Below are 18,757 nucleotides of genomic sequence, written 5' to 3'. Positions count from 1 at the left end.
CCAGTAAAGGTATTCTCTTATTTCTCTTCATAACCACCAGCATACGTAATTACACACATGGTGCGATAAACTTTGTGAGTGCCATAGGCAACACCAGTTACTTTAAAATTAGGATTAAAAATATTGGTGCGATGACCCCGTGATGGGACTCCGTCATCAATAATCAATTGCATGACAATATCTTGAGCAGTGCTAGGCCCGTAGCTGATATTTTCGGCGGCGGTGATTTGCCATCTGCCATAACGATTAATGCGCGACCCTGGTGTGCTACGATCGCTACCATCATGACCGGTTAAGCCTTTAGCACTTTGGTCTTTAACGTGATCCTTAGCCGCTAACGACATACCCTTAGATATAGTTAATTTTCCTACAGGGCGGGCTGATTTCAAAAAAGCGATCGCCTCATCAACAGCTTTGACTCCCTCGTTTGTCACTAGATACGTATTATTACCAATTTTTACTCTGTTGCCTTGGAAACGTTGGCGATAATTTGTCATGATAGGAATATACGCCTGCGGATTTGTCCGTACTTTGTTCATTTCTTGAACTACTTGCTGTTCCAAAGGTGACATAAAATCATTCTTTGCCAACAGCACAGGATTAACTGTTGATACCGTGCTGACAGTCGGTGCTGCTAGGGAGCTAGTAGAAAATACTAATACACTTCCTAGCATGAATATGCAAACTTTACTCAACATCTGATACACCACAAACTTTGATAATTTGGTTATGAAGTTCCGTAAGCAAAGGACTCACCCTCAAAATTATCTCGATGCTTACAACCAAATTTGTAACTTTCATTACAATCAGATGTAAACAGTAAATACCAGTAGTTATTTTTTAGGTTATTGTACTTATCTTGTCTACAAAAAGTTAGAATATTTTTGATTGTGACTATCTATCATGTATGATTTATATTCAGTCGTTTTCACGGAAATAGAAAGATACAAATAAATTCCTCTCTCTCATTTGTCTAATTAATCTTATTCATATCCATTAAATTGGTAACAAAAAACTCAAATCCCGAATAATAATGTTAAATCGTCTCAGAATTGGCTCAAAAATTGGTTCAGGTTTTACCTTAAGTATCGTCATATTGAGCGCGATCGGTTTTTTCTCCTACGGAAGTACCAAACAATTAATAGGCTCGTCTCGTAAGGAGAAACACACATATGAAGTATTAAGTAAAATAGCAGAACTAAGTAGCCAATTAACTAAGGCTGAAACAGGACAAAGAGGTTACATTATTACCGGAGAGCAGAGTTATTTAGAACCTTATTTAGCTTCTAATAAAGTCTTAGATCAAACAATTACAGAATTACAAGAAATCACTAGAGATAACCCTAAACAACAACATCTGGTTGAGAGGTTAAAGCCGTTAATCAATCAGAGAATGATTGTGATGCAAGAAGTGATTAACTTGCGACGCAAACAGGGATTAGCAGCAGCTAGAGAAGCTATACTGACAAATAAAGGTCAGCGACTCATGCTAGAAATTGCTGATTTGGGTGAGCAAATGAAAAAAGAAGAGCAGAGACTCTTAGAATTGCGAACCAATCAAGCACAGTCTGCTGCTAATAGAACTTTGGATAGTATTGTCTATAGTATTCCTTTAATATCTTTAATTTTAGCGGGCATCGGATTTTGGTTAACTCGCCATATTTCCATCCCTTTACAGAAAATTTCTCAAGCCGCAGAAACGATGGCTGATGGAGATTTATCTGTTAGTTTACCACATAGTGATCGCCTGGATGAAATTGGTGTTTTGACCCGCACTTTTAACCAAATGGTGGGGAATCTACGAGTCTCCTACCAGCAAAACGCAGAACAGAATTGGCTCAAATCTAATCTAGCTGAATTTACCCAAACTCTCCAAGGACAACGCCATCGTGAAAGTGTAGCACAGTTGATTTTATCTAAGCTAGCTCCATTAGTTGGCGCACAGCAAGGAGTCTTTTACATTATGGAAGAAATTGACCAAGAGCCTGTACTGAAACTGTTAAGTAGCTATGCGTATAATGAACGCAAGCATTTAGCTAATCAGTTTCGTTTAGGGGAGGGATTAGTAGGACAATGTGCTTTAGAAAAACAAAGAATTTTACTCACTGAAGTTCCTCCAGATTACATTCGGATTAGCTCAGGATTGGGGTCTATTAAACCACTGAATATTATTGTCTTACCTATAATTTTTGAAAACAAAGTCATTGCTGTCATCGAACTAGCTTCATTAGAGTTATTTAACGAATTAAAGTTAAATTTTTTAGACCAATTCTCTGAAATCGTCGGTGTCTTTCTCAACAACATCAAGGCTAATCTACAAACTCAGATTTTACTAGATGAATCCGTAGCTTTAGCTAACGAACTTAAGCAAAGTAATCAACTACTAGAGCAACAAACTCAAGAATTAGAAACATCGGAATTGCTCCTCAAACAGCAGCAAGAAGAATTGCAACAATCTAACGAAGAACTACAGCAACTCAATGAAGAATTAGAAGAGAAAGCCGAGTTATTAGAAGTGCAAAACCAAGAAGTGGCTCGTAAGAATCAAGCAATTGAACAAGCACGACAGTCTTTAGAAGAAAAAACTGAACAGTTAATGTTATCTTCTAAATACAAATCGCAGTTTCTAGCTAATATGTCCCATGAATTACGCACGCCACTAAATAGCTTATTAATTTTATCGAAAATTCTAGCAGATAACACCGCAGGTAATTTAACTAGTAAACAAGTTGAATATAGTCAAACAATTAACTCGGCTGGTAATGATTTATTAGAATTGATTAATGATATTTTAGATATTGCTAAAATTGAATCTGGGACTTTATCGATTAATTTAGAAACTATCAAGTTTAATGATTTGCATAGTTACTTAGAAAGAGCTTTTGCACAAATCGCCCATAATAAGGGATTAAACTTTAACATTCAGTTAGATGAAAATTTGCCCACGACAATTTTCAGTGATCCTAAACGCTTGCAACAAATCCTCAAAAATCTTTTAGCCAACGCCTTTAAATTTACCGAACAAGGTAGTGTCAATTTAACTGTGAGGATGGAGACAAGCAATCCTGATCATCCCATGATTGCTTTTGCTGTCAGCGATACTGGGATTGGAATTCCTGTAGATAAACAACAGATTGTTTTTGAAGCGTTTCAGCAAGCCGACGGTACAAATAGCCGGAAATACGGAGGAACAGGTTTAGGCTTATCTATTAGCCGTGAACTAGCGCATATGTTAGGCGGTAGATTAGAACTTGTCAGTCAACCAGGCCAGGGAAGTACCTTCACACTTTATTTACCCCAAACCTATCCCCGCCAAGAAGAAACACCCCCTCCAACCTTACCTTCCACCCCGATTGTACGAGAAACCCCTGTAGCTAAAATAGTTGAACCCATCCCTAGTCAAATTCCCGACGATCGCCAAAACATTCAACCAGGCGATCATGTATTGTTAATTGTGGAAGATGATGAAAAATTTGCGCGTATTTTACTAGATATGGCGCAACAACAAGGCTTTAAAGTCATAGTAGCAGCACACAGTAAACAAGCTTTAGCCTTAGCCCAACAATACCAGCCAGAAGCGATTACTTTAGATATTAATCTTCCAGATATAGACGGGTGGACATTACTAGATAGATTAAAACACGACCCCCAAACCAGACATATCCCTGTTCATATCATGTCTGTAGACGATAGACAAAAACGGGGTTTACAGCTAGGCGCAATTACTTACTTACAAAAACCTGTATCTGCGGAAGCACTAGATCAAGTATTTACCGAAATGAAAAGCTTTATTGCCAGGAAGGTCAAACATCTGTTAATCATAGAAGATGACCCTGTGCAAGCTCAAAGTATTATTGAACTCATTGGTAATAGTGACGTACAAAGCACAGCCGTAGGGACAGGAACAGCAGCCTTAGAAATTTTAAAAACACAGCAATTTGATTGTATTGTTTTAGACTTGGGTTTGCCTGACATGACAGGCTTAGAACTGATTGAATACATCAAACAAGAACCCAACCTCCTCAAACTACCAATCATTGTTTACACAGGTAAAGAACTCTCCCGTCACGAAGAAACTCAACTTAGAAGACTAGCAGAAACCATTATTATTAAAAATGTGCGATCGCCAGAAAGGTTGTTAGATGAAACAGCCTTATTCTTACATCGTGTCCAAGCCAACCTACCCCCAGCTAAACGCCAAATCTTAGAACAGCTACAACAAACAGATCCCGTCTTAGCTAACCGCAAAATTTTGATTATTGATGATGATTTACGGAATATTTTCGCCTTGACTAGCCTGTTAGAAAGCTATCAAATGGAAGTTTTATTTGCAGAAAACGGTCAAGATGGAATTGCGACTTTACAAGAAAATCCCAAAATAGATGCTGTCTTAATGGATGTCATGATGCCACAAATGGACGGTTACGAAACCACCCGTTGTATCCGCCAGCAACCACAATTTCGCACCCTCCCGATTATTGCTCTAACCGCCAAAGCCATGCCAGGCGATCGCGAAAAGTGCATTGAAGCTGGTGCTTCAGATTACATCACCAAACCTGTAGATACAGAACAATTGTTATCTTTGCTCAGGGTTTGGTTGTATAGATGATATAGGAATCCGCTTTGATTCCTGAAATTATTTGCGTAGGGAGGGAACAGGGAACAGGAAAGAAAAAATCAAAGTGTACCTAGCTTCGCCAAAATCAAATAGGAATCCTAGAGTTAATAGTCAATTTTATACTGGAATTTCTATCATAAATTCTGTACCTTCGCCTAAAACAGAATTGCAACTGAGCTTACCACCATGAGTATCTTCGACTATTTGTTTGGCTATAGCCAATCCTAATCCCGTCCCTTTACCAACTCCTTTAGTAGTGAATAAATGGTCAAAGATTTTTTGTTTCACTGACTCACTCATTCCTTTACCATTATCAGCAATTGAGATTTTGACGAATTTATCTGTCATCAATGTTGTAATGTTAATTCTGTTAGGATGATCTACGATTTCTGCAAAGCTCTTACCAGTATTTGATTCGTCTAAAGCATCAATAGCATTGGCAAGAATATTCATAAACACCTGATTTAACTGTCCAGGAAAACATTCTATTTGGGGTAAATCACTATAATTGGTCACAACTTCAATTGCTGGACGTTGTTCGTTAGCTTTGAGGCGATGTTTGAGGATTAAAATTGTGCTGTCAATGCCTTCATGAAGATTAAATGGTACTTTGTAATCTTTATCTGCTCGTGAGAAAGTACGAAGGGAAATGCTGATATTTTTTAGGCGATCGCAAGCCATGACCATTGCATCAAGCATCTTGGGCAAATCTTCTAAGGTGTAATCTAAATCAATTTCTTCGGCGTGTTCGATAATTTCTTCGCCTGGATTTAGTAGAGTTTCTTGATATAGTCTCAGATGTTCAAAAATATCTGCCAGCACTGGTTTTGTTTGTTGTAGGGTTGCAGAAATAAAACCCAGAGGATTATTCATTTCATGAGCAACCCCAGCAACTAAATTACCCAGTGCAGACATTTTTTCATTTTGGACAATTTGTAAATTCGCCTGTTGTAAATTGTGTAATGCTTCGGTTAATTCTTGAGATTTTTGTTGAATCTCGGCTTCTGCTTGCTTGCGTTGTGCAGCTTGCCGATAGGCATCGCTAATATCTTTAGTAAACACGAAATTGTATTCTTTATCCTTGAATTTCACATAATTAACATTGACTTCAACAGGATAAATCTTGCCAGATTTATGTTTATGATAGCTTTCAGCAGTGAACGAACCTTGTTCACAAATAGCTTGCCAATGCTCTGCCCATAATTCTTGCGGAAAAACAGGACTAATGTCAGAAACGTATTTACCAATTATCTCGTCTCGACTATATCCCAATCCCCTACACGCCGCATCATTGACATAGAAAATCCGACCATCTGGCTCAATCCACCAGACAGAAACAGTTGTCTGATCAATGGAAATTTGATTGAGTAATGCCTTTTCCATTGCTTGTTGAATTTGTTGGTAAAGCCGAGCATTTTCTAATGCTATAGCTGCTTGAGCAGAAAGTATCTGAATAACTTGGAGACGTTCTTCAGTAAATACTCCTGCTGCTGCACGACTTTCAATATATAGTATGCCTATCAAATTACCTTGATTAATAATGGGTGTACACAAGATACTCTGGGGTTGATATCTCAACATATATTCTGCAATTAGCCCAGGGATATCTGTTTGGCAATTATTTATAACAATTCTTTGTTGAGTATTCTTGACATAATTGATGATTTTTCTAGGAATATCTTGACAATCGTCAAGTAATTGTGTGGAAATTGTTGTCTGTGGAGAATTTATTTCCGCAGGAATTGAGGTAATGGCACGAATTTGTAAAACATCATCCTGGTTGAGAATTAATACGGATTTATCAGCACCAGAGTTTTGGAGGATAATTTGGGTGAGGTTGGTAATTAACGCATCTAATTCGATATTGCTAGAAATAGTTTGAGCCGCTTTAAGTACGCTGGTCAAATCCAGGGCATCAGAAATACTAGTGCTAGTAGTATCACTTTGAGTCGATACAGATTTTCGAGGAAGGGTAAGGGAAATAATGGTTTCCCAAGGATTAAGATTGATCTCTTTTTGTTCGATGATCGGTTTAAGTAGCTGAGGATAGTGTTTTTCTAAGTCGGCGACTTTGGCTTTTGCTCCCCATCGAGCATAACAGTAGTAGGCTTCTTGCATATAGGCTGCGGCGACTTTCTCTTTCTCCCATACAAGGTAAAATTTTGCGGCTAGTTCGTTGGCTAAACCTTCTTCTTGAATATAGCCGTTGGCTTTGGCTTGAGAAATAGCTCGGTCGTAAAATTCTATTGCTGCGGCTTTATCACCTAAAACTCGATGTTTTTCTGCCTCCACTAAATAGAATCGATGCAACTGATTCATAGGTGCATAATTTGCCCACTGTTGCATGATTTGTTGATTTTCTGCTACCTGCTGTAAAATTTGCGGTTGTTGTGTGGGTGATGCAGTAGGAAATAAAGCGAGTTGCACTAAAGAATCATAAAAGTTGAGCAATGAGATGTTAGGCAGTGCATATCCTGAACCAGAATATTGTTTAGCTTTAATCGCATATTCCACTGCCAAATCTAGGACTTGAAACACATAACAAAGCATCAGTTTGTTGACACAAAAATGCCATAAACTATTAGGGTCACTAATTTGCTCATTTAATACCAGCGTTGACTTTTCATCGTAGACTGAACCAACTAATTCCCAAGGTGCATCTGTTGGTTCGATTAAATTCAAGACTATTTGGTGATAAATATTGTGATAATTTAGTGTCGCTTGTTTGTGAATTTTGGCTAAAGCTGCACTATAAATCGCCAATTCATTCGCTAGTGTAGTTAATTCTTGACCGGCGGCATAAGCATGGTAGCAATAAACAGATGCGCCGTGACAGGCAAAAGCTAAGTCTCCAATCTCTAAACCTCTGGCATAGGCTTGCAGTAGGGGCTTGAGGGTAGCGGTTAGAGGTTCTTTCCAATGGGTGATAAAACCATGAACAACAACTAGAACTCTCGCTTCATATTCATGGTTTGAAAACTTGGAAAGCAGTTGCAAGGCTAACTGACCAAATTCATAACCTTGGGGGATACTGTTTGACTGACCACTAAGCATCAGCCCATACCCTGAATAAACAAAGGCACTGGCGGAGGTATTACCGTATTTGATGGATAGAGGCACTTTCTTCAGCACTAGCAAGCGGTGGAGTTGCGGTTTTGCTAAATAAGCAGGGATGTCTACTTTAACTAAGACACGCAAGGCCGCACGTAATTCCGGTTGCTGCATTTCTGGTAAATCAGCTAACTCAGCTACTGTTTTATCACTGAGAAGAGCCTGAATTTCCTGTGAACCCAGAAAAAAATCTTCATCTGTTGGTTCTGGGGGAAACTCAATGCCAATTGGCCGCAAAAATTGCATGGCTGTATCAATAGCTGCCAAGAACTGGCTTTGGATTGTGGAGGATTCAATTTTGACTTCGTAGACTTTGGCTGTATCAAGGATTGCTTTGGCTTGTCGTAACACTTCCTGAGCAAAGTTTTCCATTAAGTCTAGTTCGCCACTGAGATAACTGGCTTCGGTCGCTTCGTTATATAAGCTTAAGGTGAAATCATAGTCAGATTGCCAAGGGTTGGTGGGGAGTAAATCAATACTGATTTTTAGGTAAGCTAGTGCAGCATTATAGGCCGTTGAGGCTTTAGCTTTTTTGCCAGCGATAAAATTTAATCGGGATAGTTGATGGCGTTCTTGCGGTTCACGGAATTGTTCAACGCCAATATTTAATTGATTGGCGATCGCAAAAACCTGTTCCTCTATTTCTACTTCTGGGGTGTTTGACCACAGTAAACGACCGATTTTGACATGAGTTGTCTGTTTTTGGTCTTCTGGGATTAATGAGTAAGCCGCTTGTTGGACGCGATCGTGCAGGAATTTATAAATAAAAATTTCCCCATTGTCTTGATTCACACCTTGGTTTTCTGCACCCACAAAAAACTTATAAATCTCTGTCTGCGGCAAAATCAAGCCTGACTGCAAAGCATTCCATAAGCACGTTGCAGTTTCTACTATAGATTCTTGACTAACTAAAGCTAATGTTTTTAAATCAAATTCATTCCCAATACAAGCTGCTAGTTTTAAAATCTCTTGGGTGGCTGCTGGTAGCTTTTGCAATTGCTGCGCCATAAATTCCACCACATCATCGGTCAAAGCCGCGTCTCGCACTTGCACAATATCACACTGCCAATGTCCGGCACCCCAGTCAAAGGTAATTAACTGGTCTTGATGTAATGCTTTCAAAAACTGGGTCGCAAAGAAGGGATTACCCTGAGTTTTCTGCATAACCAGTTCTGTCAGTGGTTTGACTACAGATGTAGGAGCATGAAGGGTATCGGAAATCAGGTGATTGAGACTGTTAAAATTCAGGGGTTGTAGGGTCATGGTGTGGATTTTTGCCCCTGTTTTCTCCATCTCATTCAAGGTTAATATCAACGGGTGGGCGGCAAATACCTCATTATCCCGATACGCACCTAACAGTAATAAACAGACCGTTTGCGACTCAGACATTAACAACTGAATCAAATTCAATGAAGCTGAATCTGCCCATTGCAAATCATCCACAAACATCACCAACGGATGTGCGGGGATGCTAAAGACTTGAATAAACTTTTGAAACAACAAGTTAAAGCGATTTTGGGCTGCGGTTCCTGATAATTTCGGTGCTGGGGGTTGTGCGCCAATAATCTGTTCCAGTTCAGGAATCAGTTCTACAATCACTTGAGCATTTTCTCCCAGTGCTGCGAGAATCTGAGTTTTCCAGTGTTGTAATTGGGTATCGCTTTCGGTCAATAATTGCCCCATCAAATTGCGGAAGGCTTGCACAAAGGCAGAGAAGGGAATATTGCGATTAAACTGGTCGAATTTGCCCTTAATAAAATAGCCACGTTGTCTGACAATGGGTTTATGCACTTCATTAACAACGACTGTTTTACCAATTCCAGAGAAACCAGCCACCAGCATCATTTCTGTTGCACCCTGACTGACACGTTCAAAGGCTTGTAATAGTGTTGATACTTCGGCTTCTCTGCCATAGAGTTTATCAGGAATGATGAAGCGATCGCACACATCCCGACTAGCAATTGGGAAACTCTCAATTTTACCCGTTGCTTGCAGTTGCGATAAGCATTGTTCTAAATCGTATTTCAATCCCAATGCACTTTGATACCTATCTTCGGCATTTTTCGCCATTAACTTGCTGACAATGGCTGATAATATTGGGGGGATTTTTGGGTTAATTTCATGTGCTAATGGTGCTATTTTGGCAATATGACAATGCACTATTTCCATTGGGTCATTAGCTGCAAAAGGTAACTCCCCTGTCAGTAATTTATAAAAAGTTACACCAAGTGAGTAGAAATCTGTGCGGTAGTCAATTACTCGGTTCATTCTCCCTGTCTGTTCTGGAGAAATGTAAGCTAGTGTTCCTTCTAAGACATTAGTTTTAATGAGGGTTTGGGTTTCTCGTGGTAATAAAGATGCAATACTAAAGTCAATTAATTTAACTTGTTTAGTTTCTGGATTAATTAATATATTGCTGAGTTTGATATCTTTATGAATAATTCGTTCTTGGTAGAGTATATCTAAAGTGTCACAGAGTGCGATCGCTATTTCCGAAAATTGCTGGAGCGATATTTGGGTTTCTCTAATTTGCCACTGTTCTAGAGAAATTCCCCCAAAGTCTTCCAATATCAGTACATAACCATTTTGATACAGTTCCAAACTATAAGTTTCGACAATTAGAGGTGAATGGAGATTTTTCGTAATTGTGTATTGGTTGCGAAATGATAGGAGTTCACTGAAACTGGGATAAGGATTTTTCAGAACTTTCATGACTACAGGTAATGAGTCAATTTCTCTGTATCCCCGGTAAACCAATGTTCTCGCACCATTGTAAATTTCTTCAATGATTTGATATCCAGGAATACCCATCAACGTGCTAACCATACATTCTCATGCTCAAAATCTCTGGATTTAGTATTCCCAGATATGGCAAAAAAAACTGAAATTAGCTACCCCACGAGCAACTAACGATTATCGATTTGAGCGCGTTGCAAACTACCAGAGAAGTCAACATAAACACTTTTCCATTCCGTGAAAACATCTAAGGCAGTCGTTCCTGCTTCTCTATGGCCGTTACCCGTTTGCTTGACACCACCAAAAGGTAAATGTACCTCTGCACCAATGGTGGGGCCGTTAATGTAAGTAATACCTGCTGCAATATCACGCATGGCAGTAAAAGCTCGGTTAATGTCACGAGTATAGACTGAAGAAGAAAGACCATATTTAGTATCATTCAGGATGGCGATCGCTTCTTCAAAGGTACTCACCTCAATTAATACCACCACAGGGCCAAATATCTCTTCTCGCGCCACCCGCATTTGCGGTGTGACATGATCTAAAACCGTCGGCTGGAAAAAGTAACCCTCTTTTAACTCGCCCTCAGTAGCAATTTCCCCACCAATTAATATTTCTGCACCTTCCTCACGGGCAATTGTCATATAATCACTGACCCGTTGCAATTGTCTGTGATTAATTATTGGGCCGATATCCGTATCGGGATGATCACCAGCACCCAAACGTAACTTTTCGGCGCGTTCACACAGCATACTCGTAAATTTTTCCTTGATATCTCGGTGTAAAATTAAACGACTAGTAGCTGTACAACGTTGTCCAGTTGTGCCGAATGCACCCCAGACAGCACCATCTAAAGCCAATTCTAAATCCGCATCTTCCATCACAACTTGGGCATTTTTACCGCCCATTTCTAAACAGACGCGTTTGTGAGTCCGCCCACAAGTCGCACCCACATAAGCACCCGTTTCCGAAGAACCAGTAAAGGAAACTAAATCAATATCGGGATGTTCAACTAAAGCTTTTCCGACTTCTTCCCCCACCCCATGCACCAAGTTAATCACTCCTGGTGGTAAACCGGCGGCGGCGAAAATTTCTACTAATTTAGTTGCACAAGCTGGGGTATCTTCCGCAGGTTTAAGAATGACTGTATTCCCACACACTAAAGCCGGCATTGCTTTCCAACAGGGAATAGCAACAGGGAAATTCCACGGTGTAATTAAAGCGCAAACCCCAATGGGCATTCTCACCGTCATTGCAAACTTATTGGGCATTTCCGAAGGTGTCGTTTGTCCAAACAGCCGCCTTCCTTCCCCAGCACTATAAAAAGCGCAATCAATTCCTTCTTGAATATCACCCCTAGCTTCAGTTAATGGTTTACCCATCTCCCGACTGATTAACTGTGCTAGTTCTTCCTTATGTTCAGCTAATAATTCTCCCACACGAAAGATGTATTCAGCTCTAGCCGGTGCGGGTACTGTTCGCCAACTTTGATAAGCTTTTCTAGCAGCCGCCACAGCTAAATCTACATCCTCCACTTGAGAACGGGGGAAAGTCGCGACAACCTCAGTTTTATTAGCAGGGTTATGACTAGCTAGAATATTTTCCTCGGTAGCATTCAACCACTGACCATTAATATAATTTTGGCAATTTAGCGGATTTATCATAATCAAATTATTAATTCATTTGGGAACAGGGAACAGGGAACAGGGAACAGTCAATCTCCTACCTTGTCTCCTTTCTGCTAGGTTATCGCCTAGTTGAAAAAATGGCAGGTATTTAGGTATTTGTGATTAAGAAAATTTACGAAAGCGACGATGCTCCGCCCCTTCTTTCCCCTACACCCCTACACCCCTACAACCCTGATACATAGGTAGGTAAATTGCAAAACAACTCCCTACCCCCAGTTCACTGGTTAACGTCACTTCGCCTCCGTGCAGTTCAACGATGCGTTTGACGAGAGCTAGTCCTAATCCTGTACCCTCATAGTTGCGGTTGAGTTTGCTATCAATTTGAATGAATGGTTCAAATACTTTCTGGAAATGTTCGGGAGCGATGCCAATCCCTGTGTCAGTGATGGCAATTTGGAGATAATTTTGCCCCTTGGTTGCACTGGGGAAAATAACTTCTAGGGTGATTGAACCACCCTCTGGGGTGAATTTGACGGCATTATTCAGTAAATTAATTAGCACCTGACAAATACGTCGTTCGTCTATGTAAAATTTGGGTAAATCAATCGGTAATTTACTTTCTATCTGAATCGATTTTTTTGCAGCTTGGGGTTTGATAAATTCGAGACTTTGTTGGCATAAAGGTATAACTGCGGTATTTGCACAGTTAAGTTGAATTTGCCCTGATGCAATTTTAGAGAGATCGAGAACTTCGTTAATTAGTTCGAGTAAATGATTACCACTATGCTCAATAGTGTTTAAGGCTTTGAGTTGTTTTTCGTTAACTTCTCCAAATATTTCATCCTGCAATCCCTCGGTCATACCTAAAATTGCATTGAGGGGGGTACGTAATTCGTGACTCATGGTAGCTAAAAATTCGTCTTTGAGGCGGGTAGCACGGATGAGTTCGGCATTGGTTTTTTCGAGTTGTTCTTCGTGTTTTTTGCGATCGCTGATATCTCGAATAATACCCTGGTGTCGAATTACATGACCTTCAGCATCATAAATCGGGGCAGCGTTGACTGTCACCCACAAATAACTACCGTCTTGACACAGATGACGAAATTCTTGATTGAGAAGTTTTTCACCTTGCTCAACCATACCTCTAATTGATACCAATATCCCTTCTAAGTCATCGGGATGGATCAAATCTAAGAAGGATTTACCCACGTAATCAGCAGAGTTTAATCCAAACATGGTCTGAAATTGCGGGGAAAGATAACTCAATGTACCATTTGTTTGTGCTGACCAGATTACGTCGGTGACTCCTTCTACCAAGCCCCGGAATTTGGCTTCACTTTCTGCTAAGGCGATTTCTGCTTGTTTGCGTTCATGACGTGCAGCTTGCTGTTCGGTGATATCGATCACAACACAGTCCCAGATCATGATATCGTCTGGGTAGATTTTAGGCTGGGCGACTACTTGAATCCATTTGATTTTACCTTTCTGCGATATAATACGGAACTCTTCTCGAAAAAGGCTGAGATTCTTGATCGATTGCTCGATCGCTTGCTCAATTCTGGGGTGATCATCAGGATGTTCAAAGTCGCTTAAAACATATTCTCCTGCCATTACAGCTTCAGCACTGACACCATAAAGAGCATAGCAGCCAGAACTCACATAGGGGGTGAATCTCGATCCGTCCTTGAGGTTAAGACCAGCCCTAAAAATAACTCCTGGTATGTTTTGCGCGAGAGTTTGGAAGCGGGATTCACTCTCACGTAGTTCTTGCAGCGATCGCTCTAACTGTTGGGCATAGGATTGGGATTGCTCATACAACTTGGCATTTACCAGGGAAATGGCAGCTTGGGAACAGAGCAATTTCAGTAATTCCACTCGCTCGCCAGTAAAAACTCCAGAGGTGATGGAGTTTTCTAAATACAGGACACCTAGCAACTGCCCTTGATTGAGAATCGGTGTACACAATAAACTTTTGGGTTGGTACTGGAGACAATAGGGATCATTAATGGTGCTGACATGGTTTTTACCATCGGTAATCACTGTTTGTAGGGTGCGCTCAACATAATGAATGAGCGCGTGGGGAATCTGTTGGCATTGATCTATAGGTTTGCGTTCCAGAGACTGCACAGCATGATCAAAATACTTAATCCCCAGTTGCAAAGTGTCTTCATGGTTGAGGAACAGGGCAGCTTTGTCAGCACCAGCATTAGTAATCACCAGTTGGATCAGATTCTGTAGTAGTCGATCAAGTTGGATTTCGCTGGAGATGGTTTGATAGGCTTTGAGGACTGTGTTTAAGTCCAGCGTGGCAGAAACTTTGTTAGCAGATATGGATGATTTAGTTGATAGTGATTCACCAATCCCAGATTTTGTCAAGTAAGAAATGGGCGTTAGTAAGTTGGGATAGTGTTTTGCCAAATCATCTGTTTTGGCTTTTGCACCCCACTGAGCATAGCAGTAGTAAGCTTCTTGCATATATCCTGCGGCAACTTTTTCTCTGCCCCAGTCAAGGTAAAATTTAGCAGTCAGTTCATTAGCTATGGCTTCATCCTGAAGAAAGTGGTTAGCTTGGGCTAGGGAAATGGCGCAATCATAAGCTTCTATGGCATCGATTCTATTGCCTAATACCCGACACCGTTCTGCTTCCACTAGTTGCCAACGATGCTGATGGTTGCTGGGAGCTAATGTTGCCCAATACTGCAATTGTTTTTGATATTGTTGAACTTTTAACAGGATGTTTTGTTGTTCTGGAAAGGATGCAGTGGCATATTGGGTTAACTGAATTAAGGCATCCAAGAACGAGTAGACAGGAATTAAGAAAGTAGCGATCGCCCCATCTAAATATTGAGCAGTTTGGGCAGACATTTGGCTGGCTGCGGCATATTTGCCAAACAGATAATAGAGAAAGCATTGATTTACATACCACATACATAACGCCGTACGTTGATTGGTGGCTTGCAGCTGCGGGATGTGTATTTCTGGTTGAAATACTGCTCCCGTTAACTGATCAGGAACCCCTTCTTCCTGTCCCAGTAAATTCAAGACGAGTTGTTGGTAAATGTTATGTTCATGGAGACAAGTAGCGTGTTTGTAGTTTTTAATAGTTGGGTAATAGGTATGGAGAAGCTGATTCAGTTCGGTTAATTCCTGTCCTAGATGAAAAGCATAGTTAAAGGATGTCACTGCACTCACGCAAGCAACCTCTATATCACCAGTTTCTAGCGCACTACGGTAGGTTGCTTGCAAACCCAGAAAAATTTCCGATATTGGGTTTTTCCAATGTTTGATAAAAGCGTGAACTGCATACCAATTGCGGGGTTTAAAAGAGATTAGTTGCAGTTGTTCTCGCAACTTGAATGCCAATTCTCCAAATTCATAGCCATTTTCAATGTCACCCATCAGACCACATAAGATTACCCCATAGTCACCGTAAGCAAATATAGAAACGGGACTATTGCCTGATTGAATAGATAATTCAACTTGTTTGCAAATCAGCAATGGCATGAACCTAGAACCTGAAATATAGGCGGCAGACACTAAAACTGTCAGTATTTCCATTGCTGCCAACAATTGGGGGTCACTCATCGGAGGCAAATTCAGTAAGCTGAAAGGGTGTTGATCTGCCCACAGCGATCGCGTCACACCAAAAGCTTGTTCTATATCTTCCTGGGTGGGTTGTGCTGGAAATTCGATACCCAAGGAACGTAATACCTGTAATCCAATTTGTATGGACTCTAACAATTTTCCCTGGGTTTTAACTCCCATAATTCGGGTTTGTTGAACTTTAATGGTATCTAGCAAGGCGTTACTATTTTGTAATACGGTGTTCGCCCACCGTTCCATTTGCTCAAAATCAGTGTGAAGATAACAGGCTTCAGTAATTTCTTCATGAAGTACCAGAGTCAGGTCATAATGGCTTTGCCAAGCAGTTGGCACTAAAAGCTTGATGCCTGCGGCGAAATAGTTGATCGCCACACTATAGGCGGTGGCAGTTTTGGCTTTGCGTCCAGCAGCTAGATTTAACTGTGCCAAGCTTTCCCATTCTGATGGCTGTGTGAGCAGGGTAGCGCCGATATTCAAATGATTGACTATCTCAAAAAGTCGCTCTTCCCGCTCACTCACGGTAGAATTACGTAGTAATAGCTGACCTATTTGTAGATGTGTAGCTTGCTTGCGATCGTCAGCAATCAAGGAATAAGCAGCTTGTTGCACTCGGTCATGTAGAAATTTGTATGTTACTGAATGGGAATTGTCTAATGTACATACAAGATTTTCTTGCCCAAGATAAAATTTATAGACTTCATTAATCGGTAAAATCAATCCCGCTTGTAACGCCTGCCATAAATCAGTAGATGCCTCAGTTGGGGATGTCTGGGCAACAATGGCCAAAGTATCTAAATCAAAAGCATTGCCAATACAAGCAGCTAACTGTAGCAAATGTTGAGTTGAGGGCGATAGTTTTTGTAGTTGGTAACTCATAAAAGTCACAACATCATCTGTTACCGCTTGAGTTGTTACTTGTGTCATGTCACATTGCCAACAACCCAATTCAAAGTCAAATTGGATAAATCCATCTTGATGTAATGCTTTGAGAAATTGGGTAGCGAAAAAGGGATTACCTTGGGTTTTTTGAAATACCAATTTAGAAAGAGGAGATGCCAATAATTCTGAACATTTGATTGTATCAGCAACTAATTGATTTATTTGAATTTGATTGAGTGGGGCTAATGTCATTGTATTAATTGTTGCTGATTTTTTTTGTAACTCACTCACAGTCAACATTAATGGATGCCCTGCATTGACTTCGTGATCACGATATGCACCAATTAATAATAAATAACCAGTGTTAGTAATTAATAGCTGAATTAATTTTAATGATGCGGAATCTGCCCATTGTAAATCATCTAAAAATATGACTAAGGGATGTTCAGCACTGGTAAAAACTTGGGTAAATTTTTGGAATAATAAATTAAACCGATTTTCGGCGGCTGTTCCTGATAATTCTATAGCTGGTGGTTGCTTGCCAATAATGCTTTCTAACTCTGGGATAACTTCAATAATTACCTGTCCGTTATTTCCCAGGGCTGCTAATATTTTTTGTTTCCATTGCTGAGTTCTCGCATTACTTTCTGTGAATAATTGCCGCATTAAATCACGGAAAGCGCGCACGAATGCTGACAGGGGAATATTACGATTCAATTGGTCATATTTGCCTTGAATAAAATAACCCCTTTGTCGTGCAATCGGTTTATGTACTTCATTGACTACCGCAGTTTTACCAACCCCAGAAAAACCTGCAACTAGAGTGATTTCGGTTGCTCCTTGGCTGACACGTTCAAAGGCTGTCAGTAGGGTGTTTACTTCAATTTCTCGTCCATACAGTTGTTCAGGAATCAGAAAGCGATCGCACACATCCCTCTGTGCAATGGAAAAACGCTCGATTCTACCTGTTTCTTGCAATTGCATCCAGCATTTTTCTAAATCATACTTGAGTCCCAAGGCACTTTGATAGCGGTCTTCGGCATTTTTTGCCATCAATTTGTTGACTATCTCTGCAATTACATCTGGAATTTCTGGATTAATTACATTTACTAATGGTGCTGCTTTGGCAATATGACAATGTATCAATTCCATCGCATCTTGGCAACGAAATGGCAGTTTTCCTGTCAAGATTTCATAGAAAGTCACACCTAAAGAATACAAATCTGTGCGATGATCAATTCCTCGATTCATTCGCCCTGTTTGTTCAGGAGAAATGTAAGCCAATGTTCCTTCTAAAACTTCAGGATTGACTAATGTTTGTGTTTCTCGTGGTAATAAAGAGGCAATACTGAAATCAATTAATTTAACTTGTTTGGTTTCTGGATTAATTAAAATATTACTAGATTTAATATCTTTATGTATAATTTTCTGATGGTAGAGAAAATTTAAAGTATCACACAAAGATATCGCGATTTCTAAAAATTCTCTCAAGTTGCCTTGGTTTTGTCTTTTTCTTCTCCAATCTGACAGAGAAATACCCCCAAAATCCTCCATGATTAATAAATAGCGATGCTGATAAGTCACAAGACTATAAGTTTGAATGATTCCGGGGAAGTGAATATTCTTGGTAATGGTATATTGGTTACGAAAATTTACTAGTTTACTCACCCTGGGATAAGGACTTTTCAGCAGTTTAATTACTACTGGTAATGAATCATTGTCTCGATATCCACGATAAACAATTGTTCTGTAACCTTCATAAAGGATATCGCTAATTTGATACCCAGGAAGACTGACTTGAGAGCTAACCATAAATCGATAAATTCCACATACTTGTTTGATGGCTGTATGAAAACTTTCAATTCCTCAATGAGTATCATGAATTGTGGTAAATTCACTTCTATTGATTTGGTTGAGTGTATCTTTGTCTGGTATATATAGGAATCCGATTTGATTATTGAAAAAATCCAAGTATGTGTAGGGTGTTTGAGGCATAAGCCGTAACGTACCAAAGTCTTGATCTATAGGTGCGTTACGCTGTTGCTAACACACTACGTATATTTCAGAAATCACATATGATTTCTATATAATATTACATAGTCACTAAAGTCTTCTGTTTTGCAGTCTTTCTTAAAGAACTGAGTCAAATTTCCAACCTTATTTACGCGCAGAAATTCCAACC

The 18,757-nt window shown here is 39.9% G+C and carries 5 protein-coding genes and 1 pseudogene; 1 reads left to right on the top strand and 5 read right to left on the bottom strand.

Annotation, left to right across the window (positions count from 1 at the left end; genetic code table 11):
- Positions 1-17 precede the first annotated feature (17 nt).
- Positions 18-674 carry a CAP domain-containing protein gene (locus ACQFX9_RS09575; RefSeq protein WP_427161804.1) on the bottom strand — a complete coding sequence of 219 codons (657 nt, stop codon included), beginning with the start codon at positions 672-674 and terminating at the stop codon, positions 18-20.
- 359 nt (positions 675-1,033) lie between these two features.
- Between ACQFX9_RS09575 and ACQFX9_RS09570 the strand changes: the two genes are divergently transcribed.
- Entirely contained in the window at positions 1,034-4,609 is a 3,576-nt protein-coding gene (locus ACQFX9_RS09570; RefSeq protein ID WP_427161803.1) for a response regulator, read from the top strand.
- A 126-nt stretch (positions 4,610-4,735) separates the two neighbouring features.
- Here the strand turns inward: ACQFX9_RS09570 and ACQFX9_RS09565 are convergent, their stop codons facing one another.
- From ACQFX9_RS09565 to ACQFX9_RS09550, 4 genes and pseudogenes are all read right to left on the bottom strand, one after another.
- Positions 4,736-10,555 (bottom strand): ATP-binding sensor histidine kinase, encoded by a 5,820-nt coding sequence (locus tag ACQFX9_RS09565; protein ID WP_427161802.1) that lies wholly within the window; start codon positions 10,553-10,555, stop codon positions 4,736-4,738.
- Positions 10,556-10,635: 80 nt separating this feature from the next.
- Positions 10,636-12,129 (bottom strand): aldehyde dehydrogenase family protein, encoded by a 1,494-nt coding sequence (locus ACQFX9_RS09560; RefSeq protein WP_427161801.1) that lies wholly within the window; start codon positions 12,127-12,129, stop codon positions 10,636-10,638.
- Between the two features lie 171 nt (positions 12,130-12,300).
- On the bottom strand, positions 12,301-18,387 hold the full coding sequence (locus ACQFX9_RS09555; RefSeq protein WP_427162845.1) for an AAA family ATPase: 6,087 nt from the start codon (positions 18,385-18,387) through the stop codon (positions 12,301-12,303).
- Positions 18,382-18,516: pseudogene (locus ACQFX9_RS09550) on the bottom strand (IS701 family transposase); the annotation flags it as partial. The pseudogene ACQFX9_RS09550 and the gene ACQFX9_RS09555, both read right to left, overlap by 6 nt.
- Positions 18,517-18,757: the final 241 nt, after the last annotated feature.

Origin of the sequence: Aliinostoc sp. HNIBRCY26 (assembly GCF_050235535.1) — a bacterium.
GTDB lineage: Bacteria > Cyanobacteriota > Cyanobacteriia > Cyanobacteriales > Nostocaceae > Trichormus.
The sequence above is the reverse complement of the archived record's forward strand: the minus strand, read 5'-3'. Positions and strand labels throughout refer to the sequence as shown.

Bases quoted from the DNA above. Each gene is read 5' to 3' on its own strand.
- ACQFX9_RS09575 (WP_427161804.1), bottom strand. From the start codon at position 674: ATGCTAGGAAGTGTATTAGTATTTTCTACTAGCTCCCTAGCAGCACCG.
- ACQFX9_RS09570 (WP_427161803.1), top strand. From the start codon at position 1,034: ATGTTAAATCGTCTCAGAATTGGCTCAAAAATTGGTTCAGGTTTTACC.
- ACQFX9_RS09565 (WP_427161802.1), bottom strand. From the start codon at position 10,555: ATGGTTAGCACGTTGATGGGTATTCCTGGATATCAAATCATTGAAGAA.
- ACQFX9_RS09560 (WP_427161801.1), bottom strand. From the start codon at position 12,129: ATGATAAATCCGCTAAATTGCCAAAATTATATTAATGGTCAGTGGTTG.
- ACQFX9_RS09555 (WP_427162845.1), bottom strand. From the start codon at position 18,387: ATGGTTAGCTCTCAAGTCAGTCTTCCTGGGTATCAAATTAGCGATATC.